The organism is Ruegeria sp. A5 (assembly GCF_056543005.1).
The window spans coordinates 244,116-270,770 of record NZ_JBQGAV010000001.1 but is presented as its reverse complement, the minus strand read 5'-3'; the positions used below and the strand labels follow the sequence as shown (position 1 = coordinate 270,770).

24 protein-coding genes are annotated in these 26,655 nt (G+C 56.7%); 15 read left to right on the top strand and 9 right to left on the bottom strand.

Annotation, left to right across the window (positions count from 1 at the left end; translation table 11 throughout):
* Positions 1 to 13 precede the first annotated feature (13 nt).
* Positions 14 to 2,101 (top strand): dipeptide ABC transporter ATP-binding protein, encoded by a 2,088-nt coding sequence (locus ACR0AY_RS01345; RefSeq protein ID WP_170393301.1) that lies wholly within the window; start codon positions 14 to 16, stop codon positions 2,099 to 2,101.
* Positions 2,102 to 2,216: 115 nt separating this feature from the next.
* On the opposite strand, the gene ACR0AY_RS01340 is transcribed toward ACR0AY_RS01345, so the two are convergent.
* The 3 genes from ACR0AY_RS01340 to ACR0AY_RS01330 form a co-directional block, all read right to left on the bottom strand.
* Positions 2,217 to 3,203 (bottom strand): MBL fold metallo-hydrolase, encoded by a 987-nt coding sequence (locus ACR0AY_RS01340; RefSeq protein ID WP_170393302.1) that lies wholly within the window; start codon positions 3,201 to 3,203, stop codon positions 2,217 to 2,219.
* A gap of 130 nt (positions 3,204 to 3,333) precedes the next feature.
* A complete protein-coding gene (locus ACR0AY_RS01335; RefSeq protein WP_170510328.1) occupies positions 3,334 to 4,296 on the bottom strand; it encodes a LuxR C-terminal-related transcriptional regulator in 963 nt (320 codons plus the stop codon).
* An 87-nt stretch (positions 4,297 to 4,383) separates the two neighbouring features.
* Entirely contained in the window at positions 4,384 to 4,962 is a 579-nt protein-coding gene (locus tag ACR0AY_RS01330) for a lytic transglycosylase domain-containing protein (protein ID WP_170405293.1), read from the bottom strand.
* A 207-nt stretch (positions 4,963 to 5,169) separates the two neighbouring features.
* On the opposite strand from ACR0AY_RS01330, the gene ssb reads away from it, so the two are divergent.
* On the top strand, positions 5,170 to 5,655 hold the full coding sequence (ssb, locus tag ACR0AY_RS01325; RefSeq protein WP_170393305.1) for a single-stranded DNA-binding protein: 486 nt from the start codon (positions 5,170 to 5,172) through the stop codon (positions 5,653 to 5,655).
* Between the two features lie 18 nt (positions 5,656 to 5,673).
* On the top strand, positions 5,674 to 6,744 hold the full coding sequence (locus ACR0AY_RS01320) for a site-2 protease family protein (RefSeq protein WP_170510331.1): 1,071 nt from the start codon (positions 5,674 to 5,676) through the stop codon (positions 6,742 to 6,744).
* A gap of 3 nt (positions 6,745 to 6,747) precedes the next feature.
* Here ACR0AY_RS01320 and aroB read toward each other — a convergent pair whose 3' ends face one another.
* Together aroB and ACR0AY_RS01310 are read right to left on the bottom strand one after the other, a co-directional pair.
* Entirely contained in the window at positions 6,748 to 7,860 is a 1,113-nt protein-coding gene (gene aroB / locus ACR0AY_RS01315; protein WP_170510334.1) for a 3-dehydroquinate synthase, read from the bottom strand.
* Positions 7,860 to 8,447: a shikimate kinase gene (locus tag ACR0AY_RS01310; protein WP_170510337.1), complete on the bottom strand. Its 588-nt coding sequence runs from the start codon at positions 8,445 to 8,447 to the stop codon at positions 7,860 to 7,862. Before ACR0AY_RS01310 ends, aroB begins: the two co-directional genes overlap by 1 nt.
* Positions 8,448 to 8,526: 79 nt before the next feature.
* Here ACR0AY_RS01310 and ACR0AY_RS01305 point away from each other — a divergent pair, with 79 nt between their 5' ends.
* From ACR0AY_RS01305 to ACR0AY_RS01265, 9 genes are all read left to right on the top strand, one after another.
* Positions 8,527 to 8,676 (top strand): hypothetical protein, encoded by a 150-nt coding sequence (locus ACR0AY_RS01305; RefSeq protein WP_170510340.1) that lies wholly within the window; start codon positions 8,527 to 8,529, stop codon positions 8,674 to 8,676.
* Positions 8,666 to 10,192 carry a hypothetical protein gene (locus tag ACR0AY_RS01300; protein ID WP_170510343.1) on the top strand — a complete coding sequence of 509 codons (1,527 nt, stop codon included), beginning with the start codon at positions 8,666 to 8,668 and terminating at the stop codon, positions 10,190 to 10,192. The genes ACR0AY_RS01305 and ACR0AY_RS01300 overlap by 11 nt, the downstream gene beginning before the upstream one ends.
* Positions 10,193 to 10,194: 2 nt before the next feature.
* Positions 10,195 to 11,151 carry a site-specific tyrosine recombinase XerD gene (locus ACR0AY_RS01295; RefSeq protein ID WP_170510346.1) on the top strand — a complete coding sequence of 319 codons (957 nt, stop codon included), beginning with the start codon at positions 10,195 to 10,197 and terminating at the stop codon, positions 11,149 to 11,151.
* A gap of 63 nt (positions 11,152 to 11,214) precedes the next feature.
* Positions 11,215 to 12,522, top strand: coding sequence for an HlyC/CorC family transporter (locus ACR0AY_RS01290; RefSeq protein WP_170393312.1), 1,308 nt, complete (start codon positions 11,215 to 11,217; stop codon positions 12,520 to 12,522).
* A gap of 105 nt (positions 12,523 to 12,627) precedes the next feature.
* Positions 12,628 to 15,045, top strand: a complete 2,418-nt coding sequence (locus tag ACR0AY_RS01285) for a GcvT family protein (protein ID WP_480453638.1) — start codon at positions 12,628 to 12,630, stop codon at positions 15,043 to 15,045.
* Positions 15,046 to 15,076: 31 nt separating this feature from the next.
* Positions 15,077 to 15,691, top strand: a complete 615-nt coding sequence (locus tag ACR0AY_RS01280) for a nucleotidyltransferase family protein (protein ID WP_170510351.1) — start codon at positions 15,077 to 15,079, stop codon at positions 15,689 to 15,691.
* 746 nt (positions 15,692 to 16,437) lie between these two features.
* Entirely contained in the window at positions 16,438 to 17,874 is a 1,437-nt protein-coding gene (locus ACR0AY_RS01275) for a Do family serine endopeptidase (protein WP_170510354.1), read from the top strand.
* Positions 17,875 to 18,037: 163 nt separating this feature from the next.
* Positions 18,038 to 18,718, top strand: coding sequence for a response regulator transcription factor (locus ACR0AY_RS01270; RefSeq protein ID WP_170393316.1), 681 nt, complete (start codon positions 18,038 to 18,040; stop codon positions 18,716 to 18,718).
* A complete protein-coding gene (locus ACR0AY_RS01265; RefSeq protein WP_170510807.1) occupies positions 18,711 to 20,081 on the top strand; it encodes a sensor histidine kinase in 1,371 nt (456 codons plus the stop codon). The genes ACR0AY_RS01270 and ACR0AY_RS01265 overlap by 8 nt, the downstream gene beginning before the upstream one ends.
* A gap of 35 nt (positions 20,082 to 20,116) precedes the next feature.
* Here ACR0AY_RS01265 and ACR0AY_RS01260 read toward each other — a convergent pair whose 3' ends face one another.
* Complete coding sequence (locus tag ACR0AY_RS01260; protein ID WP_170510357.1) at positions 20,117 to 21,340, bottom strand: cytochrome P450; 1,224 nt, start codon at positions 21,338 to 21,340, stop codon at positions 20,117 to 20,119.
* 92 nt (positions 21,341 to 21,432) lie between these two features.
* Here ACR0AY_RS01260 and ACR0AY_RS01255 point away from each other — a divergent pair, with 92 nt between their 5' ends.
* Entirely contained in the window at positions 21,433 to 21,780 is a 348-nt protein-coding gene (locus ACR0AY_RS01255; RefSeq protein WP_170393319.1) for a TfoX/Sxy family protein, read from the top strand.
* Here ACR0AY_RS01255 and rpiB read toward each other — a convergent pair.
* From rpiB to ACR0AY_RS01240, 3 genes are all read right to left on the bottom strand, one after another.
* Positions 21,777 to 22,226: a ribose 5-phosphate isomerase B gene (gene rpiB, locus ACR0AY_RS01250; RefSeq protein ID WP_170510358.1), complete on the bottom strand. Its 450-nt coding sequence runs from the start codon at positions 22,224 to 22,226 to the stop codon at positions 21,777 to 21,779. The genes ACR0AY_RS01255 and rpiB overlap by 4 nt on opposite strands.
* Positions 22,227 to 22,344: 118 nt before the next feature.
* The gene (ndk, locus tag ACR0AY_RS01245) at positions 22,345 to 22,767 is read right to left on the bottom strand and encodes a nucleoside-diphosphate kinase (protein WP_008757405.1); all 423 of its coding nucleotides are present in this window, start codon (positions 22,765 to 22,767) and stop codon (positions 22,345 to 22,347) included.
* Between the two features lie 104 nt (positions 22,768 to 22,871).
* Entirely contained in the window at positions 22,872 to 24,074 is a 1,203-nt protein-coding gene (locus ACR0AY_RS01240; protein WP_170510361.1) for a multidrug effflux MFS transporter, read from the bottom strand.
* Between the two features lie 105 nt (positions 24,075 to 24,179).
* Between ACR0AY_RS01240 and ACR0AY_RS01235 the strand changes: the two genes are divergently transcribed.
* Together ACR0AY_RS01235 and ACR0AY_RS01230 are read left to right on the top strand one after the other, a co-directional pair.
* Positions 24,180 to 26,033 carry an ABC-F family ATP-binding cassette domain-containing protein gene (locus tag ACR0AY_RS01235; RefSeq protein ID WP_170510364.1) on the top strand — a complete coding sequence of 618 codons (1,854 nt, stop codon included), beginning with the start codon at positions 24,180 to 24,182 and terminating at the stop codon, positions 26,031 to 26,033.
* A complete protein-coding gene (locus ACR0AY_RS01230; RefSeq protein WP_170393323.1) occupies positions 26,030 to 26,650 on the top strand; it encodes a MarC family protein in 621 nt (206 codons plus the stop codon). Before ACR0AY_RS01235 ends, ACR0AY_RS01230 begins: the two co-directional genes overlap by 4 nt.
* The last annotated feature ends 5 nt before the right edge of the window (positions 26,651 to 26,655 follow it).

The window sequence follows — 26,655 nt, the reverse complement described above, 5'->3', positions numbered from 1 at the left end:
GAGGAGTAATAAGATGAACAAACTGGCGGATTATGACGGGCCAATCCTGGAGATCGACAAGCTTTCGATTTCCTTCTTTACCCGCCTTCGTGAGATCCCTGCCGTGATGGATTTCTCGGTCAGTGTGCAACCCGGCGAAGCCGTCGGTCTGGTGGGTGAATCAGGTTGTGGGAAATCTACCGTGGCGTTGGGTGTCATGCAGGATTTGGGCAAGAATGGCCGCATCGTCGGTGGCTCGATCAAGTTCAAGGGGCGTGATCTGGGTGAAATGACCACTGAGGAGCTGCGCGACATTCGTGGCAATGAAATCGCGATGATCTATCAGGAGCCGATGGCCTCGCTGAACCCGGCGATGAAGATCGGCAAACAGCTGATGGAAGTGCCAATGATTCATGAGGGCGTTGGTGCCGAAGAGGCCTATGCTCGTGCGTTGGAAGTGGTCACCGATGTACGCCTGCCCGACCCTGAGCGGATGCTGAACTCGTTCCCGCATCAGCTGTCAGGCGGTCAGCAGCAGCGGATCGTGATTGCGATGGCGCTGATGTCGAAACCTGCCTTGTTGATCTTGGATGAGCCAACAACCGCTCTGGACGTGACGGTCGAGGCCGCCGTGGTCGAGTTGGTCAAGGATCTGGGCAAGAAATACGGCACCTCGATGCTGTTCATCTCGCACAATCTGGGTCTGGTGCTGGAAACCTGCGACCGGCTTTGCGTGATGTATTCAGGTGAGGCCGTCGAGCGTGGCTCGATCAAGGATGTATTCGACGAAATGCAGCACCCGTATACGCAAGCGCTGTTCCGCTCGATCCCGCTGCCGGGCGCCGACAAGAACTCGCGCCCGCTGGTGGCCATACCTGGGAACTTTCCCCTGCCCCATGAGCGGCCTCCGGGCTGTAACTTTGGTCCGCGCTGCGACTATTTCGAAGAAGGTCGCTGTGACGCCAAGGATATCCTGATGGAGGCGGTACCGGGCAACGACCGACACCACACGCGATGCTTGAAATTCCAGGAAATCGACTGGAACGCGCCAATCACCGTTGGTGAGCAGAAAGAGAAAGGCGAGATTGGCCGGACTGTTCTGAAAATGGATAACCTCAAGAAATACTATGAGGTGGCTGCGAATGCATTGTTCGGCGGTGGTGAGACCAAAGTGGTCAAGGCCAATGAGACGCTAAGCTTTGAAGCGCATGAATCCGAGACGCTTGCCATTGTCGGCGAATCCGGTTGCGGCAAATCCACTTTTGCGAAGGTCTTGATGGGGCTGGAAACGGCCACCGACGGGCAGATCCTGCTGGACAATCGCAATATCGAGGACGTGCCCATCGAAGAACGCGACGCCAAGACCGTTGGCGAAGTGCAGATGGTGTTTCAGAACCCGTTCGACACGCTGAACCCGTCGATGACCGTAGGCCGTCAAATTATCCGGGCGCTGGAAATCTTTGGTGTCGGTGACTCCGAGGCGGATCGCAAGAAGCGGATGCTGGAACTGCTGGATCTCGTGAAATTGCCCCGCGCCTTCGCGGACAGGATGCCACGCCAACTTTCAGGCGGTCAGAAGCAGCGCGTCGGTATCGCCCGCGCATTTGCCGGTGATGCACGGATCGTGGTTGCGGATGAACCGGTTTCGGCGCTGGACGTATCCGTACAAGCTGCCGTTACGGACCTGTTGATGGAGATTCAGCGCGAGCACAAAACCACGCTGCTGTTCATCAGTCACGACCTTTCAATCGTGCGCTATCTCAGTGACCGTGTAATGGTGATGTATCTGGGGCATGTGGTTGAACTGGGCACCACCGATCAGGTCTTTAGCCCACCCTATCATCCCTACACTGAGGCATTGCTAAGTGCGGTTCCAATCGCGGACACATCGATCGAAAAGCAGCACATCGTGCTTGAGGGCGATATCCCCTCGGCCATGAACCCGCCGCCGGGTTGCCCGTTCCAAACACGCTGTCGTTGGAAATCAGAAGTGCCGGATGGGCGATGCGAATCCCATGTGCCTCCGGTGCAAACACTTGCGGATGGTCATCAGGTGAAATGTCACCTTGCCGAAGACATTCTGGCCAAAATGGAGCCGGTTATCAAAATTGCGGCCGAATAAATCCGCGCAAACGAAAGAAAAGGGCCGGTCAAAGACCGGCCCTTTCAATTTGCGTCACGTTTAGTGGGGAGACAGGCGACGCAGGTCGTGGGTGAGTGGCAGTTTCTGATCGTAATCAGCCCGTCATCACGTTGTTGCCGAAGTGCATGAACTCCTGGTTCATACCCGCCACATCTCCGGCTTCCAGTTTGAGACTGGCGCTGTCGAGCATCTTGTAACTCTGCTGGCTTTTGACCCAATCGTCTGCGGCCTGCAGCGTCGTAAGCGTGTATGACGTAACCTCATTGAGGTAGTGCGTCGGGATGATGATCTTGGGCTTGAGCTTGGCGACAATATCGTTGCCCTGATCGAAGCTAAGGATGTGTTCCGATCCGTCGACGGGCAAAGTCAGCACGTCTACCTGTCCTATAGCATCCCAGAACTCCTGAGGCGGATTGTGGCGGTTGTCGCCCCAGATCAAGGTGCGAATGCCTCCGGTTTCGACAAGGTAGACCACCATATCCATATGTCCGACGTTGTTGGGCGGACAAGCTTCCGCGCCAAACTCGGCCAAGGCGTTGGTCCATTCGTACCAACCCGGCGCAACGCAGGCATGTTTGTCAGCAAAACCTGTGATCTTAAGATCAGCAAATTCAAAATTGCCCGCCATCCTGTCTAAAACCATTGTGGAACTTGGTCGCTCGATAGCGTCATGGTCAAAATGAGCATGAGTGGACATGGTGATATCAACTGGGATCTGCGGGAACTCGTTGCGGAACCACAGGCCCCATGCGCCGGAGGGATCATCGCGCCAAGGATCAAACAACACGGTCGCTCCGTTTGGAGAGGTGATTTTAATCGCGCAGTGACCGTAATAATCGATTCCAACCGCTCCCGTGCTTGCCTGACCAGTCGAGCCCTGTAGATCGATTACGTGGTTATTATTGCCAGGCTGCAGCCAGGCCTGCGATTGCGCCTCGGCCGGTTTGCTACCCAACAGTGAGGCCCCTGCACCGACGCCGGCGGCCCCGGCAGCCATAAAGAACGATCGACGCGACAGACCACTTGCCAATGTGTCGCGTTCTCCGTTTAGAATTGTGGGTTTCAGATCTTTGCGATCCATTTTTTATCCTCCCGAGTTGAAAAGGCACGGCTTGGTCCGCACCCTTGCGACCAGCCTAGCGCGCGTGGCACAGGTTGCTCAGATCAGAAAAATCGGGGGGGAATATGGGGGAAATCCCCATATTCAGAAATCACGAAATCGACAAAAGATGGCTTCGCAAGTTCTGATCACGGCCTTCGAGGCCAAGTTTTCGACGAATATTGTTACGATGAAAATCAATTGTAGAAGTTTCGCGCGACATCGCCCGGGCGATATCTTTCGTGGTTTTGCCCGACATGACCAGCTGAGCAATTTCGATCTCGGTCGGCGTCATGACCGAAAACGCATCCGAAAGCTTGTCGGAAATCATTGAAGTAATCTCTTGCAGATTACGCTCGGCCAGTTCCAGATAAACTTGCGAGGCGTCGCCTTCGGTCAATAGCCCGCGCAACTTGTCCAGATATGGCAACACCATCGTGCGAACCTGATCTACGATATCCTGATCCCGGTCTTTCCGATCGTCGTCCAAACTGGTCAACAGCACCCGTAGCGCCGTGTTTGTTTCCTGCAGCTCCCGCGTCCTCGCCGCAACGCGGTGCTCCAGTTGCGCCAGAGTTTCATTCAACTTCACTTCCAGCGCTCGGCGCAGGTAAACCTCTTGGATCAAAGCCAAATCCGATTCAACCATGCGCGCAAACTGTGCCAAACCTTCACGAAACAACAAGGCTCGGCGATTGCGGTGACGGTCCAAGACGCAGATTGTTCCGAATACCGAACCATCCGGCCACTTCAGCGGAAAACCGATATAGAAGGACATTCCATGCTCCATGTCCTCATTGTCGCTCCAAGCCGGGTCACAGGTTGCGTCCTCGACAACAAATTCGCCGTCGCGTTCCAGAACGCCCTGACAATAGAGCTTCGGGTTCAGTCGAAAATTCATGCCGACCGGGTATGGGTTTTCTGGATGATCCGATGTGATCAGAACCGCATGATCCGGCGCTTCGGTCTTCATGATCAAAGTGGCGGGCACATCGGCCAGCTGCGAAACAAGGTCGACCAAACGCTGCCAGTTCGCCATTGTCTCGGGCGGTATGTTGGGTCGATCTTTGATCATCGCAATTCGCACCAGTCCGAAAAGTTATCCAATCAGACTAGGACAGCGTTTGGCGGTAGATCAAGAAACAGACACGCTGCGGCGCAGCTAGCCCCCCCAGATCACTTTTACGTAGTTCTGGGTTTCCTTGTAGGGTGGAATTCCGCCGTGCTTTTCAACTGCTTTGGGCCCTGCATTGTAAGCTGCCAGTGCAAGGCGCCAGGACTTGAACTTGCGGTATTGCCAGGAAAGATAACGCGCACCACCCTCCAGATTCTGGATCGGATCGTGCGGATTGACACCCAGCAGCCGCGCTGTCTGAGGCATCAGTTGCGCAAGACCCAAGGCCCCTTTGTGGGATTTGGCATTCGGGTTCCACCCGCTTTCTTGTTGAACAAGTCGCAGGAAAAGTTCTTCCGGCACATTATGTTGCCGCGCTGCTTTTCTGGCATGATCGAGATACTGGCCCCGATAGTTACCAGTGTAACGCTTGACGAATTTCCCACGCTCGGTCTTGGGTTTAAGCCGTTCAGAGCCGCGATATTGCGTAGCGGCCCGATTATCCAAAACCTTGGATTGCTTGAGGAATATCGCCTTACGATTCTTGGTGGACAGCGTTTCTGCCTGCGTCGCAAACGACGTCAGACAAAGACCCAATACCGAGATACCGCCGACCAGAAAACGCATTAATGCCAATCCTGCACCCTCAACAACCAATCAGATTATAGTTAAATCAGCCGGAAATGAAAGCTTGGTTAAGACAGTCCTAATGTTTTCCTGCTCAGCGTTGCACGATCAATCATGTTTCAACCAAGTCGTAGCCCGTATAGGGTCAGCACCAGAATACAGCGCCAGATTCGGGCGCCATCCAGTCAGAGTAAAACGAGGGAATATATGGCGGGTTCAGTCAACAAGGTCATTCTGATCGGCAATCTCGGTGCCGACCCCGAGGTGCGGTCGTTCCAGAACGGTGGTAAGGTGTGCAACCTGCGCATCGCAACGTCAGAGACATGGAAAGACCGCAACACTGGTGAGCGTCGGGATCGAACCCAATGGCACACAGTCGCCATCTTCTCGGAACCTCTGGTTCGCGTTGCCGAGCAGTATTTGCGTAAAGGCAGCAAAGTCTATGTCGAGGGCCAGTTAGAGACCCGCAAGTGGCAGGATCAGTCGGGGCAGGATCGCTATTCGACTGAGGTTGTCCTGCGCCCTTACCGCAGCGAGCTGACTATGCTGGATGCCCGCGGTGAAGGCGGTGGCGGCGGTGGTGGCTATGGCGGTGGTCAGGCCGGAGGAGGCTATGGTGATCCCTATGGCGGTCAGTCCAGCGCCCCTGCCCCTGCATCCGGCGGCATCGATGACGACGAGATTCCGTTCTAAACCAAACGGAGAAACAACATGGCATGGTCCTTCTCACTTGGCCGATTGCTCGGCTCGGAACTGAGGGTCCATGTCACCTTCTTCCTGCTGCTCGCCTGGGTTGGTTTTGCAGCGTATTCCAGCGGCGGTTGGCCCGCTGCGCTCAACAACATCCTGTTCGTTCTGGCTTTGTTTGCCTGTGTCGTCGCGCATGAATTCGGTCACGCGCTCATGGCAAAGCGATACGGGATTCGCACCCCTGATATCACTTTGCTGCCAATCGGTGGACTGGCACGTCTTGAGCGGATGCCAGAAAAACCGATGCAGGAGGTTTGGGTCGCCTTAGCAGGCCCGGCCGTAAACGTCGTCATCTGGGCCATCCTCGTGGTTTTAGGCGCGGGGATACAACTTGGATCGCTGGCCCAGATCGACTCGGCAGGCACGAACCTATTGAGCCGTCTGGCCTATGTGAATCTGCTGCTGGCGGCCTTCAACATGATCCCGGCATTTCCGATGGACGGCGGGCGTGTATTCCGCGCTTTGCTATGTATGAAGATGGAACGTGCCAAGGCCACGCGGATCGCCGCCCTTGGCGGTCAGATCGTAGCGGTCGGGCTTGGTTTTCTGGGGCTGACCTCTGGCAACCCGATACTGGTTCTGATCGCCGTCTTTGTCTTCATTGCCGCGAATTCCGAAAACCAGGACGTTGCGCTACGTTCGGTTGCGCGGCGTGTTAAGGCCCGGGATGCGATGATCACCGAGTTCAAGGCGTTGTCGCCCGATGATACGTTGGCGACGGCGGCTCAAGCGGTCATTCATACGACCCAGCACGAGTTTCCGGTCTTGGCCGAGGATGGCAGCCTTTTGGGTTTTGTCACCCGTGACCGACTGTTCGCAGCGTTAGCAAGCGACCATCCCCGATCCGAGCCTGCAGCGTCGATTATGGATAAGAACATACCACAAGTCGCGCTCACCAGCGGTTTGGACCAAGTTCTGAATGGCCTGCATAAAGGTGCACCCGCAATTGCTGTATGCACCAAATCGGGACACATGGTTGGCTATATCACCCGCGAAAACATCGGCGAGCTGATGGTAATCCAGGGGCGCTGAATTTCAGCAGGCGGCCAGCGCATCATCAAGCACCGAGACCACTGTCTCGCGCGGCACTTCTGAAGTGACGAATGCCTGCCCGATGCCTCGTGCCATAATGAAACGCAACTGGCCATCCACGACCTTTTTGTCCTGCGCCATCAGATCGACCAGTGTTTCTGCATCCGGCAGTTCACCCGGAATATCGGCCAGATCAGTCTTCATGCCCATGGCGCGCAAATGCGCCCTGACACGGCTTGGATCTTCTTGCGGGCAAAGCCCCAACCGAGAAGAAGTTTCAAACGCCAGCGCACAGCCGATGGCGACACCTTCACCGTGCAGCAATCGATCAGAATAATCGGTTGCTGCCTCAAGCGCGTGGCAGAAAGTATGACCCAGATTGAGCAGCGCCCGGTCGCCCTGCTCGGTCTCGTCGCGTGCCACGATATCGGCCTTCATCTGAACCGAGCGTGTGACGGCCTGCACGCGCGCCGCCATGTCGCCGGATGCTAACAGAGGCCCGTTGTCTTCAAGCCACTCAAAGAACTGGGCATCGCCCAACAGTCCATATTTGACGACCTCGCCGTATCCGGCGAGAAAGTCCCGCGCCTGTAACGTGCCCAGCACGTCCGTGTCGGCCAACACCAGTGACGGCTGGTGAAACGCTCCAATCAGGTTCTTGCCCTGTGGCGCATTGATCCCGGTCTTGCCGCCAACCGAGCTGTCGACCTGTGCTAGCAGCGAGGTCGGTATCTGAACAAAGCGCACCCCGCGCCGCATCACTGCTGCAGCAAATCCCGCCAGATCACCGATCACACCCCCACCTAGCGCAACGACGATGTCGTTCCGTTCGACCTTCTCCGCCAGCAACCATTCTACCGCGCGCTCAAAATGCGGCCAGCTTTTGGTGGCCTCACCCGCTGGCAATGCCAGAGCATTCATCTCGATCCCGGCTGAGGCCAGGCCTTCACGCAGTGCATCCAGATGCAGGCCCGCGACAGTCTCATCCGTCAGAACCGCGACACGCTTACGCTTTATCAGTGGAGCAATCCGTTCCCCAGATTGCGCCAAAAGGCCGGGGCCGATCTCTACATCATAAGAACGCTCGGCCAGATCAACATGTACGGTTTGATGCATTAAATTCGTTCCAAAATATCAGGGCGCGTCACCAATGCAGCGATCACCCGATCCACCATATCTTCGATTGCGGTTTCGCCATCTGAGTCAGCCACCAGATCGGCCTGCTCATAGATCGGCACGCGCGCCTCGTACAAACCGCGCAACGTTGCATACGGGTCTGCCGTACGCAGCAACGGGCGCGTGTCTTTATGTTTGACGCGATTCCACAACACGTTCAGATCGGCCCGCAACCACACAGATGCACCGCGATCTGAGATCATTTTTCGATTGCCGTCTGCCAGAAACGCGCCGCCTCCAGTCGACAGGATGCCTTTTTCCTCGTCCAGAAGCCGCCCGATGATCTGACTTTCCTTGCTGCGAAAGAACGCCTCACCATCGCGGGCAAAGATCTCGGGGATGGTCATGTTGGCCGCCGATTCGATCTCGGAATCGCTATCGAGAAAGGGAACGCCGAGCCGAGCCGCCAGAGCCCGGCCCACCGCAGTCTTTCCAGCCCCCATCATTCCGACCAAAACGACGGTTTTGTGCAGTTGAAACTGCGCCGCTGTGTCGGAACGCACCGTGTTATGCTTAATTTCGCTCATTTCGTCGTGAATGACGTGATCTTAAGAAAAATGCTAGTTATAACTTGGGCAAAAGCAAAAATTGAGGCAGCGTTCACCCATGGGCCGTTTGATCAAGTTCCTGATTTACCTCATCTGCCTGTGCTTCATCGGGCTGGTTGGGTATGCCTATGTCGGGCCGTATTTTGGTGCGGACTTTTCCGCTCCTCAAAGTGAAGTCCGCGAACCGGTCATCTTGAATGCCGACTAAGACTTCTCTTCTGGCGCTTTTTCTGGCCGGAACTGCGCAGGCACAATCGACTGAGCCCTTGTCGATCATCGACTGGCTGACCGACCCGCCTGAGAATCTGCCGGGCACAGTGCTATTAGAGCCACCTGTCACCCAGACAGGGTTACAGCCGGACGTGCAGGTCACCCCGCTTGAGGCGCTGTCGCCTCCGTTGGGTTTGGTGGCCTCTTCCGTCACGGGTCTGCCGGTCAACTTGTGGCAGAACAGCGATGCGGATCGTCTGGCGGAACTGATCGGGCAGGTGCGGGTCAAGTCCAACCCCGCAATGCAACGGCTGCTGTTCACCCTGCTCCTTTCCGAGGCACGTCCCCCAAGCGGAGGACAGGCAGAAGACAAATTGCTTATGGCGCGACTGGACCGCCTTATGCAATTGGGCGCATCCGATCCGGTACAGTCTCTGGTTCAACTGGCCGGTCCGACCGATACGCAAGCTCGTTTCAAACGCTGGTTCGATGCGACGTTGCTGACGGGTGACGAAGACCGGAGTTGTACGGCGCTGATCGCGCAGCCGAATTTGTCTCGGGATTACGCAGCGCAAATATTCTGCAAGGCCCGTCGTGGAGATTGGGCGTCAGCTGCTCTGACACTCGAAGCCGCTCATGCGCTGCAGGTGCTGCCCGAAGACCAGCTTGCGTTGCTCGATCGCTTTCTCAGCCCGGAATTGTTCGAAGGGGCTGAGTATCTTCCTCAGCCCGACGACCCGAATCCGCTTACGTTCCGTCTGTTCGAAGCCATTGGTGAACGTTTGCCCACGGCTTCACTGCCACGGGCGTTCGCCAATGCCGATCTGCGCGATGTGGCGGGCTGGAAAGCCCAGGTCGAAGCTGCTGAACGATTGACGCGGATTGGGGCGCTGACACCCAATCAGTTGCTTGGCCTATATACCGAACGTTCGCCGGCTGCTTCGGGCGCCGTGTGGGATCGCGTGGCCGCCATCCAACGGTTCGAAACCGCATTGGAAACTGGAAATCCCGAGGCGGTTTCCAAAACTCTTGTTGAGGTCTGGGCTCAGATGAAAACCGTCGGGCTTGAGGTTCCGTTTGCCGAACTTTTTGCCCCGCGTCTGGCAGCAATGAAACTATCTGGTTCGGCCGCCGAGAATCTGCGGTGGCGTATTCTGCTGTTGTCCGAGCTTTATGAAGACGCGGCGCAAGATGTGCCCGAAGGTTCCGATGCGAATATGTTTCTGGCCGCCCTGGCACAGGGTGATCCGCAACGCGCGCCGTCGCCAACCCCTCTGGCGGATGCCATTTCGCAGGGCTTTGCCTGGTCCGCGCCCATCCCTTCGGATATCGACGGGCTGCTGAGTAACGATCAATTGGGCGAAGCGATTCTGGAAACGATGCAATTGTTCGCCCATGGCGCGCGCGGCAATCTGGTCGACCTGACCGCTGCAATCGCTGCGTTCCGCCGCGTGGGTCTTGAAGACACCGCACGTCGGGCCGCCTTGCAGTTGATGATCTTGAACGGGGCTTGAGCATGACCGCGCCCGCGTCTCAGGAGCTGTGGATTTCCACCTTCCTCGAAGCGCAAGCTGCTGAGCTTGGCGCCGCCACCAACACCCTGCTCGCCTATGGCCGGGATCTGAAAGATTTCTCTGATTGGTTGACGCGTCGGAAATCGGGCTTTTCCGAAGCGGATCGCGATCGGATCGAAGGTTACCTGATCGATTGCGATGCGCAGGGCCTGTCGCGCTCGACAAGGGCACGGCGGTTGTCGGCGATCAAACAATTGTATCGATTTGCTTTCGAAGAAGGCTGGCGCGAAAGCAACCCGGCCATCCAGATCAAGGGACCAGGGCGCCCCAAGCGATTGCCTAAGACACTGGACGTGCCCGAAGTTGACCGCCTGCTTGCAGCAGCGCGGCGCACGGGTCGTTCCGACGCAGACAAAATTCGCAACACGTGCCTGATGGAACTGCTCTATGCGACGGGGATGCGGGTGACAGAACTGGTATCGCTGCCGGTCAGTTCGGCCAGAGGTGATCCCCGCATGCTGCTGGTCCTCGGCAAAGGCGGGAAAGAGCGGATGGTTCCGCTGTCCCCCCCTGCCCGCGAGGCGTTGGCAGACTGGCTGCAAGCCCGCGATGCGGCCGAGGAAAAAGCCGTTTCCAAGGGAGGACAAGCGTCGCGTTTCCTGTTCCCGTCGCGCGGGAAATCCGGGCACCTGACGCGGCATCGCTTCTTTCTGCTGGTCAAGGAACTGGCCGTCGAAGGCGGTGTTTCGCCTGAAAAAGTCACACCTCACACGCTGCGTCATGCGTTTGCGACGCACCTGCTGGCCAATGGCGCGGATCTGCGCTCGATCCAGACGCTGTTGGGCCATGCAGATGTGGCGACGACCGAGATCTATACGCATGTTCTGGATGAACGCCTGTCGGAACTGGTGTTGGAACACCACCCGCTGGCCAAAGATGACACCACAGATCAGGGCTAACCCCTTGATTGGCCGGGCCCGCACCCCCATAACGAATGCAGCAACACGAACAACCTAGGACCAATGGAACCCACTCCTTCTCTGCTTGATGGCGCATTCTGGATCACGACAGGATCCATTCTTCTTCTCCTTGTCCTATCGGGCTTTTTCTCGGGCTCCGAAACTGCGCTGACCGCATCATCGCGTGGCAAGCTGAGAGCGCAGGCTGACAAAGGCTCGCGCGGGGCGAAAAAAGCGCTGGAAATCACCGATGATAACGAACGTCTGATCGGCTCGGTCCTTCTCGGCAACAACCTTGTCAACATCCTTGCCGCTTCGTTGGCAACCGCCCTGTTTACTCGCCTGTTCGGCGAAAGCGGTGTGGCGCTGGCGACGCTCGTGATGACCCTTCTGGTGCTGATCTTTGCCGAGGTGCTGCCCAAGACCTACGCGATTACCAACGCCGAAAAAGCCGCCGCCTTGGTGGCACCCGTTATCAGCGTCGTCGTAACGGTGTTCTCGCCGGTGGTGGCTGCCGTCCGACTGCTGGTGCGCGGTGTATTGCGCCTGTTCGGCGTACAGATCGACCCCGATAGCAACATCCTTGCGGTCCGTGAAGAAATCGCTGGCGCATTGCAACTGGGCCATTCCGAAGGTGTGGTCGAAAAAGAAGATCGCGACCGTATTCTGGGCGCGCTCGATCTTGGCGACCGCGCAGTGGAAGAGATCATGCTTCACCGCTCGAATATTGAGATGATCGATGCGGATGACGAACCCGAAGCGATCTTGAAACAATGTCTGGAAAGCCCGCACACCCGCCTGCCTGTGTTCCGTGAGGAACAGGAAAACATCGTGGGTGTGGTGCACGCCAAAGACCTGTTTCGCGCAATGTATGCGCAGGTAGGTGGCGCGGATGGTGACCCAGAGCGGCTTAAGAATTTCGACATCGCGAAGGTGGCCAACGATCCTTATTTCGTGCCCGAAACCACCACCCTGGACGACCAGATGCGTGAGTTTCTTAGGATGCACAGCCATTTTGCCTTGGTTGTCGACGAATACGGATCGCTGCGCGGACTGATCACGCTGGAAGATATTCTGGAAGAGATCGTGGGCGAGATCGCAGACGAGTTCGACATCGACGAAGATGTCCCCGTTACCCGATCTGACGACGGCCAGTATCTGGTCGAAGGCGCGATGACCATCCGCGACGCAAACCGCGCGCTTGACTGGTCGCTGCCGGATGAAGAAGCCAACACGCTGGCCGGTTTGGTGATCCACGAGGCTCAGATGATCCCCATTGTGGGCCAAGTATTCTCGTTCCACGGTTTCCGATTTGAGGTCACGGCCCGCGAAGGCAACAGGATCACCGCCCTCAAGGTTCGTCCTCTCTAAGCCCTACAGCGCGCGTATTCAGCAAACGACGCGCGGTGTCGCGAACGGAACAGTAATACGCCAGAGCCCTCGGCAGGCTCGGCCAAAAGCCGAGGGAGAAACATCGTGAAAACCACCACCCGTGTCGCAGTTATCGGAGGCGGCGTTGTCGGATGCTCGGTCCTCTATCACCTGACCAAGCTCGGTTGGTCGGATGTGATGCTGCTGGAACGGTCTGAGCTAACCAGCGGTTCGACCTGGCATGCGGCGGGCGGGTTTCACACCCTGAACGGTGACACAAACATGGCCGCCCTGCAGGGCTATACCATCCGGCTGTACAAAGAGCTGGAAGAGATCACGGGCATGTCGTGTGGACTGCACCACGTCGGCGGCGTCACGCTGGCCGACAATCAAGACCGGTTCGACATGTTGCTTGCCGAACGCGCCAAGCACCGATTCATGGGTCTTGAGACCGAGATCGTCGGGCCTGAGGAGATCAAAAAAATTGCTCCGATCACCAACACCGATGGCATCCTTGGTGCGCTGTATGATCCGCTGGACGGGCATCTTGATCCGTCGGGAACAACACACGCATACGCCAAGGCCGCGCGTATGGGCGGGGCTACGATCGAAACACATTGCATGGTGCGCGAGACCAACCAGCGCCCGGACGGAACTTGGGACGTGGTGACCGACAAGGGTACAATTCACGCCGAACATATCGTCAATGCGGGCGGATTGTGGGCGCGCGAGGTCGGTGCGATGGCCGGGATCTATTTCCCGTTGCATCCGATGGAGCATCAATATCTGGTCACCGATAACATACCCGAGATCGAGGCCATCATCGACGCAGGTGGCGAGCACCCGCATGTGATGGACCCCGCTGGCGAAAGCTATCTGCGGCAGGAAGGGCGTGGACTGTGCATCGGCTTCTACGAACAGCCCTGCAAGCCTTGGGCGGTCGACGGCACCCCGTGGGAGTTTGGCCATGAATTACTGCCCGATGACTTCGACAAGATCACCGATAGCATCGAATTCGCCTACAAACGTTTCCCTGTTCTCGCTGAGGCGGGTGTAAAATCCGTCATCCATGGGCCGTTTACCTTTGCCCCGGATGGCAACCCTCTGGTCGGTCCGGTGCCTGGCGTGCGGAACTACTGGTCAGCCTGCGGTGTCATGGCCGGTTTCAGCCAAGGCGGTGGTGTTGGCTTGACCCTTGCTCAATGGATGATCGAAGGCGAACCCGAACGCGATGTGTTTGCCATGGATGTGGCGCGGTTTGGCGATTGGATCAGCCCCGGCTATACGCGCCCCAAGGTGATCGAGAATTATCAAAAGCGGTTCAGCGTCGCTTATCCGAACGAGGAACTGCCTGCAGCGCGTCCCAACCGAACCACACCAATGTACGACATCTTCAGCGATCTCGGTGCCGTTTGGGGGCAGCAATACGGGCTGGAAGTACCAAACTACTTTGCCCAAGGCGATGAACCGGATTTCGAGACACCCTCGTTCCGCCGTTCCAACGCCTTTGAGGCCACCGGCCGCGAAGTTCGTGCCGTGCGTGGAGGTGTTGGGATCAACGAAGTCCACAATTTCGGAAAATACCGCATCACTGGCGCCGGTGCCCGTGCATGGCTGGATCGCATCATGGCGGGGCGCATACCCAAACCGGGGCGCGTCTCACTGACGCCAATGCTCTCGCACAAAGGTAAGCTGATCGGGGATTTCACCGTCTCCTGCTTGGGCGACGACCTTTTTCACCTGACCGCCTCATACGGCAGTCAGGCATTTCATATGCGTTGGTTCCTGAAAAACCAGGACCATGGCGTGGGCATCGAGAACATCAGCGACCGGTTGAATGGGTTTCAGATCGCAGGCCCCAAGGCCACCGAGGTTTTGTCTGCCTGCACCCGAGAAGCAGTCAACTCGCTCAGGTTCCTCGACGTGCGCGAGATGACAATTGGCATGACCGACTGCATCGTTCAGCGTGTCAGCTATACCGGCGATCTGGGTTATGAGATTTATTGCGACCAAATGGCCCAACGGCAACTATGGTGGAACCTGTGGCAAGCGGGTCAAGCCCATGACATGACCCCATTTGGCATGCGCGCAATGATGAGTCTGCGTCTGGACAAGTTCTTTGGCTCGTGGATGCGAGAATTTTCACCCGACTATACAGCGGCAGAAACCGGGTTGGATCGGTTCATCTCATTCTCCAAGAACAGTGATTTCATCGGCCGAGCAGCGGCCGAGGCCGAGCGCGCATCTGGCGTTGATCGCTGCTTGGTGGCTTTTGAGGTCGACGCGGCAGATGCGGATGTAAACGCGTACGAACCGATCTGGTTAGACGGCGCTGTTGTCGGCTTCTGTACATCTGGTGGGTATTCGCACTTTGCGGGCAAGTCGATTGCCATGGGGTTCCTCCCGACTGAACAGGCCACCGAGGGACGTGCGGTTGAAATTGAAATTCTAGGTCAGATGCACAAAGCGCGTGTCATCACGACCCCACTTTTCGATCCCGATGGCGCAAGAATGCGGGGATGACTTATTAATCCACCGACGGCATGCTTGCGAAATGACCCAGATTCCCATCATCCTGCTCGCTGCCGGGCAATCCAGCCGCATGGGTGGTGCTGATAAGTTAATGCAACCGATTGAAGGCGTGCCGCTTCTGCGCCGAGTGGCTCAGCGGGCGCTTGCCGCAGGTCACGTTATCATCGCCCTGCCCCCGGCCCCACATCCCCGATATACGGTGCTGGAGGGCCTCGGTGTTCAACTGGTCGAAATCCCAAATGCGCAAGAAGGCATGAATGCCAGTTTGAGAGGCGCAATGGCCTCCGTTCCAGCAAATGCACCTGCGGTCATGATCCTGTTATCGGACCTTCCGGACCTCACAACCCAAGACCTGAACAGTGTTCTCCGATCAGTCAAAACCCACCCTGACAATCTGATATGGCGTGGGGCTACTGACGAAGGCGCTCCCGGCCATCCTGTCGTGTTTGATCGTTCTCTATTTTCAGAGCTTTCGGAACTGAACGGTGACAGCGGCGCGCAGATTGTCGTGCAACGCTACAAGGGCAAGGTTCATCTGCATCGCCTGCCCGCCCAGAATGCGCTGCTTGATTTGGATACACCCGCCGATTGGACCCGTTGGAGTGCGGGCCGACCGCAAAAGCAGCCCCTCAAATAAACGCGACCCGGTCAATAATGACCGGGTCGCATGCCCAAAAACAGGACTACCACTTTCACCAATCTCTAAAGCGCGGTCAGATCGCCAATCAGGCTTCCCGACGTTGTGCTGCTGAACCTAAACAAGACCCCCTCGTTAACATGCCGCTCAGCGCTATGGAGACTGAGATGCGCCTTTGACACCCCCTAGTGCCTAAGGCCCCCCTCACTTGGGCAACTCCAATGTCGCTGATCCGATGCGTTCAAACAATGTAAAATTGGATGAAATGGTAAATTTCAGCGCAGGCGCACTGGCTTTTGAGCAACAATGCAACACTCTGGATTCTACCAATGGTTGCATCGACTTATACTTTTTCCAGAAGTTTCCGTCAGTTGCGCACTTAGAATACGGCTAACTTACCTATTTCAAAGGCATCGACGGGCGTGTTCGAAATCTGAACACTCCATCTCACGCAACTTTTAGGAGAAGTATTTTTGAGACCGCAAAAGCGTCGTTTCTTTGTTAACAAAAATGAATCAATTCAATGCTTTTTCGAAATTATTGACTTTATCGGCAACAATCCACCGATTCGCCACATAGCACCCAAGCTGATTCTTGCTACCCGAGCACGTTGAACGGAGTCATTAAAGCGGCGAAACGTGGCGAAATTAAGGTTTCTTAATATTTCTCTCAGGATATCCCAAGGTTGCCAGTGCATCTCCTCTCTCAATGCGCGGGATCAACCGCCGAAATAGACAGGAGTCAAAATGAGCATCCGTAAATCCTCACTGCTTATTCCACGCACATCCAGCTGGATGGGAGCTACCGCACTGGGCGCGGCCATGATGGCCACCACCGCCCTGCCCGCAATGGCAGACGAGGCTCTGGCCGATCTGGTCGAAACCGTCTCGCCTTCGGTGGTCACGATCACCGCCAGGCAAGATGCCAAACCACGCCCCACACAAGGTCAGGAGTTCGACCTCGAAAACCATCCCTTTGGCGAGTTCTTTAAACGGTTCGGCGGTCCTGAAGGATTTGACATGCCGCAGCGAGGCCCCAGCCAGGGTTTGGGATCAGGCTTTGTGCTGGATAAGGCAGGATACATCGTCACCAACCACCACGTTGTCGACAACGCCAGCGAAGTGACCGTACGTCTGAGCGATAACCGCACATTCGAAGCTGAAATCGTTGGTACAGATCCGCTTACGGACATCGCCGTGCTTAAAATCGACGCAGGAGAAGACCTGCAAGCCGTTCAAATGGGTGACAGCGATGTCATTCGCGTGGGCGAAGACGTCGTCGCCATCGGCAACCCGTTTGGCCTGAATGCAACCGTTACGACCGGTATTGTTTCCGCGAAGGGGCGCAATATTTCGGAAGGTCCCTACGCCGAATTCATCCAGACCGACGCTGCTATCAACAAAGGCAACTCGGGTGGTCCGCTATTCAACATGGATGGTGAGGTGATCGGTGTGAACTCGGCGATCTATTCGCCCAGCGGCGGCTCAGTCGGACTCGGCTTTGCGGTGACTTCGAATATTGTAGATCACATCACGGCTGATCTGCGCGATGACGGCGAGGTCAGCCGCGGTTGGTTGGGAGTGTCGATCCAGAATGTCAGCCCCGAACTGGCTGCTGCGATGGGTATCGATACGGCAACAGGTGCGCTGGTATCGGATGTTGTACCTGACAGCCCGGCCGATGGCGTACTGCAGCAAGGTGACGTGATCCTGACCTTCAATGACGAAGCCGTTGATTCCAGTAGCGATCTTCCGATCCTGGTTGGCACGACCAAGGTAGGTACTGATAGCACGCTGACTGTTCTTCGAAATGGCAAAGAAGAACAGATCGAACTGACAATCGGTCAGCATCAGTCAGCCTCGGCGGCTACCGATAGCGTGGTTGAAGACAAGTTCGAAGGTACGTCGCTGGGCGTAACCGTGGCACCGCTGACCGAAACCGCCCGCGCCGAGATTGGCGTGGCCGAGAACGTCGATGGTGTTGTTGTCACCGATCTGGAGCCCGAAAGCGCTGCGGCCAAGGCCGGATTGCAGCGTGGTGATGTGATCGTTCGACTGGGCAATCTGGATACAGTTACGCCAGACGCTTTGAAAGAAGCGCTGGAGAACGAAAAGACGGATCCAGCTCTGGTTTTGATCAATCGCGGTGGCAACCAGATCTTCGTCGCGGTCGAAATCGCCTAACCCTACACCTAAGCGCGCCACATGATGGGGAAATCTGGAGCGCTTATTCTGGCAGGCACGGATTGTCCACGTGCCGCCGGAACAGCCGGGTGCACCTTTGCACCCGGCATGTTTTTTTCAAAGAGTATGTGTGTTTAAATCCCATTGGGAAGGAGCCCTGACCATGAGCAGACGCTTGTTGATCGTTGAAGATGACCAAGACACACGGGACTTCATTGCCAAGGGATTTGGTGAAGAAGGCTATGTTGTCGAAGTCGCATCAGATGGCCGCGAAGGCCTGTACCACGCAACTGACGGCGGATTTGATGCGGTCGTACTGGACCGAATGCTTCCCGGGCTGGACGGGTTATCACTGATTAAGTCAATGCGTGCGGCTGGGTTGAAAACACCTGTTCTGATGTTAACCGCCATGAGTGCAGTGGACGAGCGAGTCAAAGGCCTCCGCGCGGGCGCAGACGATTATCTGGTCAAACCATTTTCATTCCAGGAACTTCATGCCCGGATCGAAGCCCTGTTGCGTCGACCGCAAGAAGCCGAAGAAACGCCGACCCTTGCCTGCCGCGATCTCGAAATGGATCTGTTGACCCGCAAGGTCACGCGCAACGGTCGTGAAATCACCCTGACCCCGCGCGAATTTCAAATTCTGGAGTTCTTTCTGCGCCGAAAAAACCGCGTCGTCTCGCGCACGATGTTGCTTGAAGGTGTGTGGGATTACCACTTTGACCCGAACACCAACGTGGTCGACGTCCATATTTCGAAACTGCGCCGCCAGCTTGATGAAGACGGAGCCGACCCGGTGATTGAAACAGTCCGAGGCGCCGGATACATGGTTTCGGATGGATAACCTGCGCCTGTCGCTGAAAAACTCTCGTACTCGCTTGGTTCTGGCCAGCATGGTGCTTAGCACTTTGCTGACGGCGACCGTTCTGACGATGGTGTATTTTACGGCCAATCGCACGATTTCAGGCGAGACGCGTTCGGTCGTTCAGGCCGAGCTTACGGGCCTGGCAGATGAATATGAACGGCGTGGCATGATCGGGTTGATCTCGGCCATCGACCGCCGCTTGCCGACAGCGGCTGAGCGGGATGCCTTGTACTTGCTGACAGGTCGGCAAGGCACGAAACTGGCGGGCAACCTGACGCATTGGCCGGAAGGGATAACTCCGGGTAGCGGCTGGGTCGACCTTCAGCTTCGCAAAGAAGATACGGATCAATATGTCCCGATCTCTGCCGCTTCGGTCCGGCTGCCGGGTGGCGAAAGGCTGCTTGTCGGGCGTGATTCATTGGCCAGACAGCAATTCGACCGGGTTCTGTTCCGGTCTGTTGCACTGGCACTTGCCACTGCATTGGCGCTGAGTTTGTTGACCGGCTGGCTGCTGACCCGGCTGGTGTTTTCACGACTGAAAGACATCGCCAATACAGCCGACAATATCGTTTCCGGCGATTTAGCTCTGCGCATGCCTCTACGTGGCACGGGCGATGAATTCGATCAGGTCGCAGGCACACTGAACAACATGCTGGATCGTATTGAAGAACTGATCAGCAACCTGCGCACAACCTCCAATTCGATTGCTCATGACCTGCGCTCTCCCTTGTCGCGGCTGCGGCAAAGGGTCGAATCCCTGGCTGAGCCCGGCAAAAGCGATCAAGATCGCGAGATCGACATGGCGCGCGCGACCGGAGAGATTGACCACCTGCTGCGCGTTCTCAGCCAACTGACCGAGATTTCGCGCGCCGAGGCCGGTCTGGGCCGCGAACAATTTGAACCGGTAAAGCTTTTGCAACTGGTCGGTGATGTGGTTGAGTTATACGAACCTGTCGCGTCTGATCAGAACATCCGACTCGAGGTCGTTGGAAACGCGAAACCCATCCAAGGCCACCGCCCTTTGCTGTCTCAAGCGCTGTCGAACCTTCTTGAAAACGCCATGCGCTACGCCCCGCCCGGCACAGCGATCACCATCGAAATTCAAGACGACGGCGACTATGCTTTACTCAGCGTTCGCGACCGGGGCCCTGGCGTACCAGAAAGCGATCTGCCTCGATTGCAGATGCCGTTTGTCACGCTTGATCCTGCAAGGACCGGGCGCAATGCCGGTCTTGGACTGGCGCTTGTGGCGGCAATTTCGCATATGCACGGCGGCACATTTCTTGCGCGTAACCGGAAGCCAGGGCTTGAGACAACTCTGAAGTTGTCACGCAATTCGTAATTACATGAAGAACATCTACTATAGCCTTGATAAAATTACATAACTGCAGGCAAGGAAGCGTATCCGTGAAAGCGAATGCGACCACCCTGCACCCGTTTTCCTTGAATCTGGTAATCGGGAAAACGATTCAACAACCGGCCCAATGCAACACGACCTTCAAGACGCGCCAAAGTCAGGCCAACGCAGACATGCGGCCCGCCTGCGAAAGCTAGGTGCCTGTTCGGCTTGCGTGTGATGTCAAACCGGGTCGGGTCGGTGAACACCTCGGGATCACGGTTCGCTGCCCCGATACATAGATGCAGGTTCGTTCCTTTGGCGATCTGATGTCCTCGGATTTCAACGTCCGACGTAGTTTCCCGGTTGCCAAATTGGTTGGGCGACCGAAAGCGCAAGACCTCTTCAACCGCCGGAGCAATCAATTCGCCATCTTCCAACAGTCTTTGGCGTTGTTCTGGATAGTCATGAAGCAGCGCCAGCCCATTGCCGATCAGATTGGTGGTCGTTTCGTGGCCCGCGTTCAGTATGAAGATGCAGTTTTGCAGAAGCTCAATCTCGCTCAGCATCTCATCCGCGCCTTCGCCACGGATCAGACGTGTCAGAACATCTGTTTCCGGATCTCCCGGTTTTGCGCGACGACGGGCGACGAGATCCCGAAGGTAAGTTTTGAAGTCGCGAACAGCAGTGTGACCCTTTTCCAGCTGAGCTTCCGTCAAAGCGGGTTCCAAAGCACCAAGGATAGCCAGAGACCAATCGCGCAGAGGCGCGCGTTCATCCATCGGTACATCCAGCAGATTGCCGATGATTTGGATTGGAATGGTCGAGGCAAAATCCGCAATCAGATCAACCCGTCCCCTGCCCGCCATATCATCCAGCAGCGTATCAACGGTTTCGATCAGACCCGGCTCCATCCGCGCGATTGCCCGGGGCGTCAGGGCTGAGGTCATGATCTTGCGCACCCGCGTGTGCAGCGGTGGATCGGAGAACACCAGTGAAGTTGTATGATGTTCGAATAACGGCGAGCCAACACCGAATTTAGGGCCGAACGCAGCCTCCTTATCCGAGGAATAAAGCGTCGTGTTGCGATAAATGGCATCCAGATCCGCATGGCGCGACAACAACATGGAACCGTCCGGCTGCCGCAATACAGGCGCATGCTTAAGCAGTGCATCATAAAAGGGGAACGGGTCGTCGACAAACCCCTCGGGCGGGTTCATCAGGTCCAAATTTTGCGCGACATTCTCTAGGCTTAGATCGTTCATGCTTGACCCCTCCAACGCTTGGGTAGCGGAAAGGGAAGCTGCAAACAACCTTGAGCGGGTGACAGGCCGTATCGGGCGGGATAAGACAAGGCATGTCTGATCCGATATCCTCCATCCGCAATCTTGGCCCGGCATTCGAGCAAGCCTGCGCGCGTGCGGGCATTATGACAGCTCAGGAATTGCGAGCGTTGGGAGCAGACGAGGCTTATACGCGCCTGCTACAGGCCGGAACGCGCCCTCATTTCATCGGCTATTATGTGCTGGTCATGGGCTTGCAAGGCCGTCCCTGGAATGACTGCAAGGGCGAGGAAAAGAAGGCCTTGCGCGAACGGTTCGATGCGATCAAAGCCGGAGTCAGCATAACGCCAAAGCATCAGATGATTGCCGATCTTGATGCTTTGGGCGTGCGAATATCAGCCAAGGATTTGTCGGCAGACTAGGCTTCGAGAGCCTCGATCATGTCGACCCGCATTGCGTGGCGACCACCTTCGAATTCGGATGTCAGGAAAGCAGCCGTGATTTCCAGTGCTTGCTTTTCATCGAGAATCCGCGCCCCCAGCGAGAGCATGTTTGCGTCATTGTGCTGACGGATCATCTGGGCCGAAAAGACATCACTGCAAACGCCACATCTGACGCCGTTGATTTTGTTCGCCGCCATCATGATACCCTGACCGGTGCCACACAAGATGATACCAAAGCGACAATCACCCGAAGCCACAAGGCGCGCTGCGGCAGCTCCGTGTTCGGGATAATGAGTGCTTTCCGATGTGGTCGGGCCGATATCTACGGCCTCCCAACCTTCGGCTTCAACGTAAGCAGAGATAGCCTGCCTGAGGTCGATTGCAGCGTGATCACTGGAAAGAACAATGCGTTTGTTTGTGCTCATGACGGCATTTCGCTCCTGTCGACTAAAGCAATGCGGACAAACACTCTTGAGCCCTGCCCTCATAAGAAAGGCCGCACCCGATATGGGGTACGGCCTAAAGCTGTGATCTGACGGCCGATTAGCCGACCAGTTCGATGCCCGAGAAGAAGTAGGCGATCTCAACCGCGGCAGTTTCCGGTGCGTCCGAACCGTGGACCGAGTTTTCACCGACCGATTCAGCGAACTCGGCGCGGATGGTGCCAGGTGCTGCGTCTGCAGGGTTGGTTGCGCCCATGACTTCGCGGTTCTTTGCAATGGCGCCTTCGCCTTCGAGAACCTGAACAACAACGGGGGCCGACGACATGAATTCGCACAGTTCGTCATAGAACGGACGCTCGGCGTGCACGTCATAGAACTTGCCAGCTTGAGCTTTGGTCATGTGAATGCGCTTTTGCGCGACGATGCGTAGGCCAGCTTCTTCGAACTTGGCATTGATCTTGCCAGTCAGGTTGCGGCGGGTTGCATCGGGTTTGATGATCGAGAATGTGCGTTCCAGTGCCATATTGGCCTCTCCTTGACTTAAGGGCGCGATACCCGCGCCGAAATCCATCGCGCGCCGCCTAACATGGTATTTGTCTCATGAAAAGCGTTATGATCGTTTATCACTCAGATCGCATCAGGCAGCGGGTCGGTACGATCCAACCGGCGGACATAGAGCACTGCCAAAAGACCCGCAAAGCTGCTGCCGCACATCATGCTCAGCACCAGATATGGCCCGTTTTCAGGGCTTACAAACGTCCCGGTCATCATGGTCAAGACAGCCCCCAGTGCCACGATCAAGGCGCCTGATAATCCAGCCGCACTGCCGGCCAGTTTCGGACGTACCGACATCAGCCCAGCCGAGGCATTTGCATTGGTCAAACCATTTCCGAAACCAACGCAGATGGCGGATCCAAAAAACACCCAGACCGAGCCCATATTGCCGATGAACAGCAGCAGCCCGCAAAATGGCCCAACCGAGGCCACGACCCGACCGAACAAGATCATTGTCGTCAGCTGGGTACGCTTTGCGATGCGCCCGGTAACAAAGTTGCCGACCAAAAACCCGCCCGTGATGATACCGATGCCCAGACCCAGCATTGCTGGGCTCAGGTCGAACCAGGCTGCGGCGACCAGAGGCGCGCCGGTGATAAAACTAAAAAAACCGCCGATGGAGAACGCGGCGCATAAGGCGTAACCCCAGAACCTACGCGCGCGGAACAAATGCGGGTATTCCCGCATCTGCGCCGCGAAAGTCGACGAGCGGTTGGTGTTGGTTTCACCCATGTCAGCCCAAAGCAGCAACAGCACCCCTGCCCCAAGCAGCGAATACAGCACGAACCCGGCCCGCCAACCAAAAAGCATATCCAGCGCGCCACCTAGCATTGGCCCAAGCATTGGTGCCAGTGCCATGGCCATTGCGACATAGCCCAGCTTGCTGGCGGCCTCGTTTGGTGGATATCGGTCGCGGATCGAAGCACTCGACAGCACCGGCCCGGCCACCACCGCCGCCTGAATCATCCGAAACGTCAAGAAAGCCCAGATCGACTCGGCCAACACGCAACCGATTGATGCGGCGACAAATATGACCATCGCGATCAACAAGACAGGTCTTCGCCCGTAGCGATCCGACAGCGGCCCGACGATCAACTGCAAGACCGCCGAGACAAATAGGTACCCTGCGACGGCCACGTTCATCAGGCCATAATCCACGTCGAAATCTTCGCTCATATGCGCCAGCGACGGCAGGAACATGTTCAGTGTCAGAACCGAGAGCGCCGTTGCAAAGATCAGCGTTATCAGGGTCGGAGGAGATTGAGCCGCACGCATATTGAAACCGTTTGGAAAACGAACCGGAACAGCGCTAACACATTGCTTCTGGCTTGAACATGGTGACCTCTGGCGGCGTCTTGGATGCTCTGATAAGAGCGCCTCATGCTACGGATCGAGAACATCACATACGCCGTTGAAGGCCGTCCTCTGTTCGACGAGGCCAGCGCGACCATTCCCGATGGCCACAAGGTCGGCCTTGTCGGGCGCAATGGTACCGGAAAGACGACGCTCTTTCGGTTGATCCGGGGCGAGCTGTCGCTGGAATCAGGCAATATATCCCTGCCCAAACGTGCGCGGATCGGGGGCGTGGCGCAGGAAGTGCCATCCTCGGATGTCTCGCTAATCAACACGGTTCTGGCCGCGGATGTGGAACGCAGCACATTGATGGCCGAAGCAGACAGCGCGACAGATCCGGACCGGATTGCTGAAATCCAGACACGGCTGGCTGATATTGATGCTTGGTCGGCTGAGGCTCGGGCAGCCTCGATCCTCAAAGGACTGGGCTTTGACGATGAGGATCAGCTGAAACCCTGTTCGGATTTCTCGGGCGGATGGCGCATGAGGGTAGCGCTGGCGGCCGTACTGTTTTCGCAGCCTGACCTGTTGCTGTTGGACGAACCGACCAATTATCTGGACCTTGAAGGTGCGTTGTGGCTTGAAAGCTATCTGACCAAATACCCTCACACCGTCATCATCATCAGCCACGACCGGGGGTTGTTGAACCGCGCCGTGGGATCAATTCTGCATCTCGAAGATCGCAAGCTGACTTATTACGCGGTTCCCTACGACAAATTTGCCGAACGTCGCGCTGAACGTCTGGCACAAGCAGAGTCGGAAAACGCCAAGGCCAAGGCCCGCATCGCACATCTGCAAAGTTTCGTGGATCGTTTCCGCTATAAGGCGTCAAAGGCCGTACAGGCCCAGTCTCGTTTGAAGATGATCGAGCGCATCCAACTGGTTTCAACTCCACAAGAGGCGGCTTTGCGCGCCTTTTCATTCCCCGAGCCAGAAGAGCTGTCGCCACCGATCATTGAGCTTGAAGGAGGCGTGACCGGTTATGGTGATACCGAGGTTCTGCGACGACTGAACCTGCGTATTGATCAGGATGATCGCATCGCTCTGCTGGGCAAGAATGGTCAGGGCAAGTCAACCCTTTCAAAACTGCTATCTGACCGCCTACCCCTGATGGCAGGTAAAATGACCCGAAGCTCCAAGCTGCGCATCGGCTATTTCGCGCAGCATCAGGTGGATGAGCTGCATGTTGACGAAACACCATTGGATCACCTGCGCCGCCTACGCCCCAATGAGGCGCCCGGCAAGTGGCGTTCGCGTCTGGCGGGGTTCGGATTGAACGCGGATCAGGCAGAAACGCTGGTCGGTCGCCTGTCGGGCGGACAAAAGGCGCGCTTGTCGCTACTGATCGCCACCATCGACGCGCCGCATATGCTGATCCTAGACGAGCCGACGAACCATCTGGACATCGAAAGCCGCGAAGCGCTGGTCGAGGCGCTGACTGCCTATTCCGGCGCGGTCATCTTGGTCAGCCACGACATGCATCTACTGTCGCTTGTCGCTGATTGGCTATGGCTGGTCTCGGATGGCACCGTGAAGCCATTCGATGGCGATCTTGAGGCCTATCGCGCTCTTTTGCTGGCCCGCGAGAAACCGGTCAAAGATAAACTACAGGCGCCCAAACCCAAACGTGCGTCACGCGAGACCGTATTGGCGCTGCGTGCGGATCTGCGCAAATGCGAAGACCGGGTCGAGAAACTGACCGATATGCACGACAAGCTTTCTGCCAAGCTGGCGGATCCGGCGCTTTATGAAGATGACCGGATCAACGATCTGGAAACCTGGAACCGCAAATTCGCCGAGGTGGTCGAAGCCATGCAAAAGGCTGAAGCCCTATGGGTCGCCGCCGCAGAACGGTTGGAACAGGCAGAGAGTGCAGCATGATCGACATGGCCTTTTTCATAACGGCTTTCACCACGATGTTCGTGGTGATCGACCCTTTCGGCACCACGCCAATTTTCGTTGCCTTGACGCAGGACATGGATGCGGCCACACGCCGTAAGATTGCTATTCGCAGCTGCCTGACCGCAGTTTTCATCCTGATCGCCTTTGCCGCTTTTGGTGAAGCGGTTCTTGGATTCGTCGGCATCTCGATGGAAGCCTTCCGCGTTGCAGGTGGCGCGCTTTTGTTTCTGACTGCGCTGGACATGCTGTTCGACCGCCGTACCAAACGCCGCGAGGACCGCGCCGAGGAAGAAGATCATTCTGACCCTTCGGTTTTCCCCCTGGCAATACCCCTGATCGCGGGCCCTGGATCGATCGCAACAATCATTCTTTTGGCCGGACAAAACCCGGGCGTCCCTGGGATCGCAGCGGCCTGCGCTGTTATGCTTGCCGTCATGTTGGTTGTATTTGTGTTCTTTCTGGCCGGAGGCATGATCGCCCGTATTCTAGGTAAGACCGGGCTGAACGTGCTGACACGGCTGCTGGGTATGCTGCTGGCTGCACTGTCGGTTCAGTTCATTCTTGATGGCCTCAAAGCCTTTGGTTTCGCCTCGTGAAACAC

What these genes read in the sequence shown, in the direction of transcription:
- ACR0AY_RS01295 (WP_170510346.1), top strand. Translation starts at nt 10,195, where the DNA reads ATGACCGCGCCCGCGTCTCAGGAGCTGTGGATTTCCACCTTCCTCGAA.
- rpiB (WP_170510358.1), bottom strand. Translation starts at nt 22,226, where the DNA reads ATGAGCACAAACAAACGCATTGTTCTTTCCAGTGATCACGCTGCAATC.
- ssb (WP_170393305.1), top strand. Translation starts at nt 5,170, where the DNA reads ATGGCGGGTTCAGTCAACAAGGTCATTCTGATCGGCAATCTCGGTGCC.
- ACR0AY_RS01340 (WP_170393302.1), bottom strand. Translation starts at nt 3,203, where the DNA reads ATGGATCGCAAAGATCTGAAACCCACAATTCTAAACGGAGAACGCGAC.
- ACR0AY_RS01305 (WP_170510340.1), top strand. Translation starts at nt 8,527, where the DNA reads ATGGGCCGTTTGATCAAGTTCCTGATTTACCTCATCTGCCTGTGCTTC.
- ACR0AY_RS01330 (WP_170405293.1), bottom strand. Translation starts at nt 4,962, where the DNA reads ATGCGTTTTCTGGTCGGCGGTATCTCGGTATTGGGTCTTTGTCTGACG.
- ACR0AY_RS01230 (WP_170393323.1), top strand. Translation starts at nt 26,030, where the DNA reads ATGATCGACATGGCCTTTTTCATAACGGCTTTCACCACGATGTTCGTG.
- ACR0AY_RS01265 (WP_170510807.1), top strand. Translation starts at nt 18,711, where the DNA reads ATGGATAACCTGCGCCTGTCGCTGAAAAACTCTCGTACTCGCTTGGTT.
- ACR0AY_RS01280 (WP_170510351.1), top strand. Translation starts at nt 15,077, where the DNA reads ATGACCCAGATTCCCATCATCCTGCTCGCTGCCGGGCAATCCAGCCGC.
- aroB (WP_170510334.1), bottom strand. Translation starts at nt 7,860, where the DNA reads ATGCATCAAACCGTACATGTTGATCTGGCCGAGCGTTCTTATGATGTA.
- ACR0AY_RS01320 (WP_170510331.1), top strand. Translation starts at nt 5,674, where the DNA reads ATGGCATGGTCCTTCTCACTTGGCCGATTGCTCGGCTCGGAACTGAGG.
- ACR0AY_RS01345 (WP_170393301.1), top strand. Translation starts at nt 14, where the DNA reads ATGAACAAACTGGCGGATTATGACGGGCCAATCCTGGAGATCGACAAG.
- ACR0AY_RS01255 (WP_170393319.1), top strand. Translation starts at nt 21,433, where the DNA reads ATGTCTGATCCGATATCCTCCATCCGCAATCTTGGCCCGGCATTCGAG.
- ACR0AY_RS01240 (WP_170510361.1), bottom strand. Translation starts at nt 24,074, where the DNA reads ATGCGTGCGGCTCAATCTCCTCCGACCCTGATAACGCTGATCTTTGCA.
- ACR0AY_RS01310 (WP_170510337.1), bottom strand. Translation starts at nt 8,447, where the DNA reads ATGAGCGAAATTAAGCATAACACGGTGCGTTCCGACACAGCGGCGCAG.
- ACR0AY_RS01335 (WP_170510328.1), bottom strand. Translation starts at nt 4,296, where the DNA reads ATGATCAAAGATCGACCCAACATACCGCCCGAGACAATGGCGAACTGG.
- ACR0AY_RS01275 (WP_170510354.1), top strand. Translation starts at nt 16,438, where the DNA reads ATGAGCATCCGTAAATCCTCACTGCTTATTCCACGCACATCCAGCTGG.
- ACR0AY_RS01290 (WP_170393312.1), top strand. Translation starts at nt 11,215, where the DNA reads ATGGAACCCACTCCTTCTCTGCTTGATGGCGCATTCTGGATCACGACA.
- ACR0AY_RS01300 (WP_170510343.1), top strand. Translation starts at nt 8,666, where the DNA reads ATGCCGACTAAGACTTCTCTTCTGGCGCTTTTTCTGGCCGGAACTGCG.
- ACR0AY_RS01260 (WP_170510357.1), bottom strand. Translation starts at nt 21,340, where the DNA reads ATGAACGATCTAAGCCTAGAGAATGTCGCGCAAAATTTGGACCTGATG.
- ACR0AY_RS01270 (WP_170393316.1), top strand. Translation starts at nt 18,038, where the DNA reads ATGAGCAGACGCTTGTTGATCGTTGAAGATGACCAAGACACACGGGAC.
- ndk (WP_008757405.1), bottom strand. Translation starts at nt 22,767, where the DNA reads ATGGCACTGGAACGCACATTCTCGATCATCAAACCCGATGCAACCCGC.
- ACR0AY_RS01235 (WP_170510364.1), top strand. Translation starts at nt 24,180, where the DNA reads ATGCTACGGATCGAGAACATCACATACGCCGTTGAAGGCCGTCCTCTG.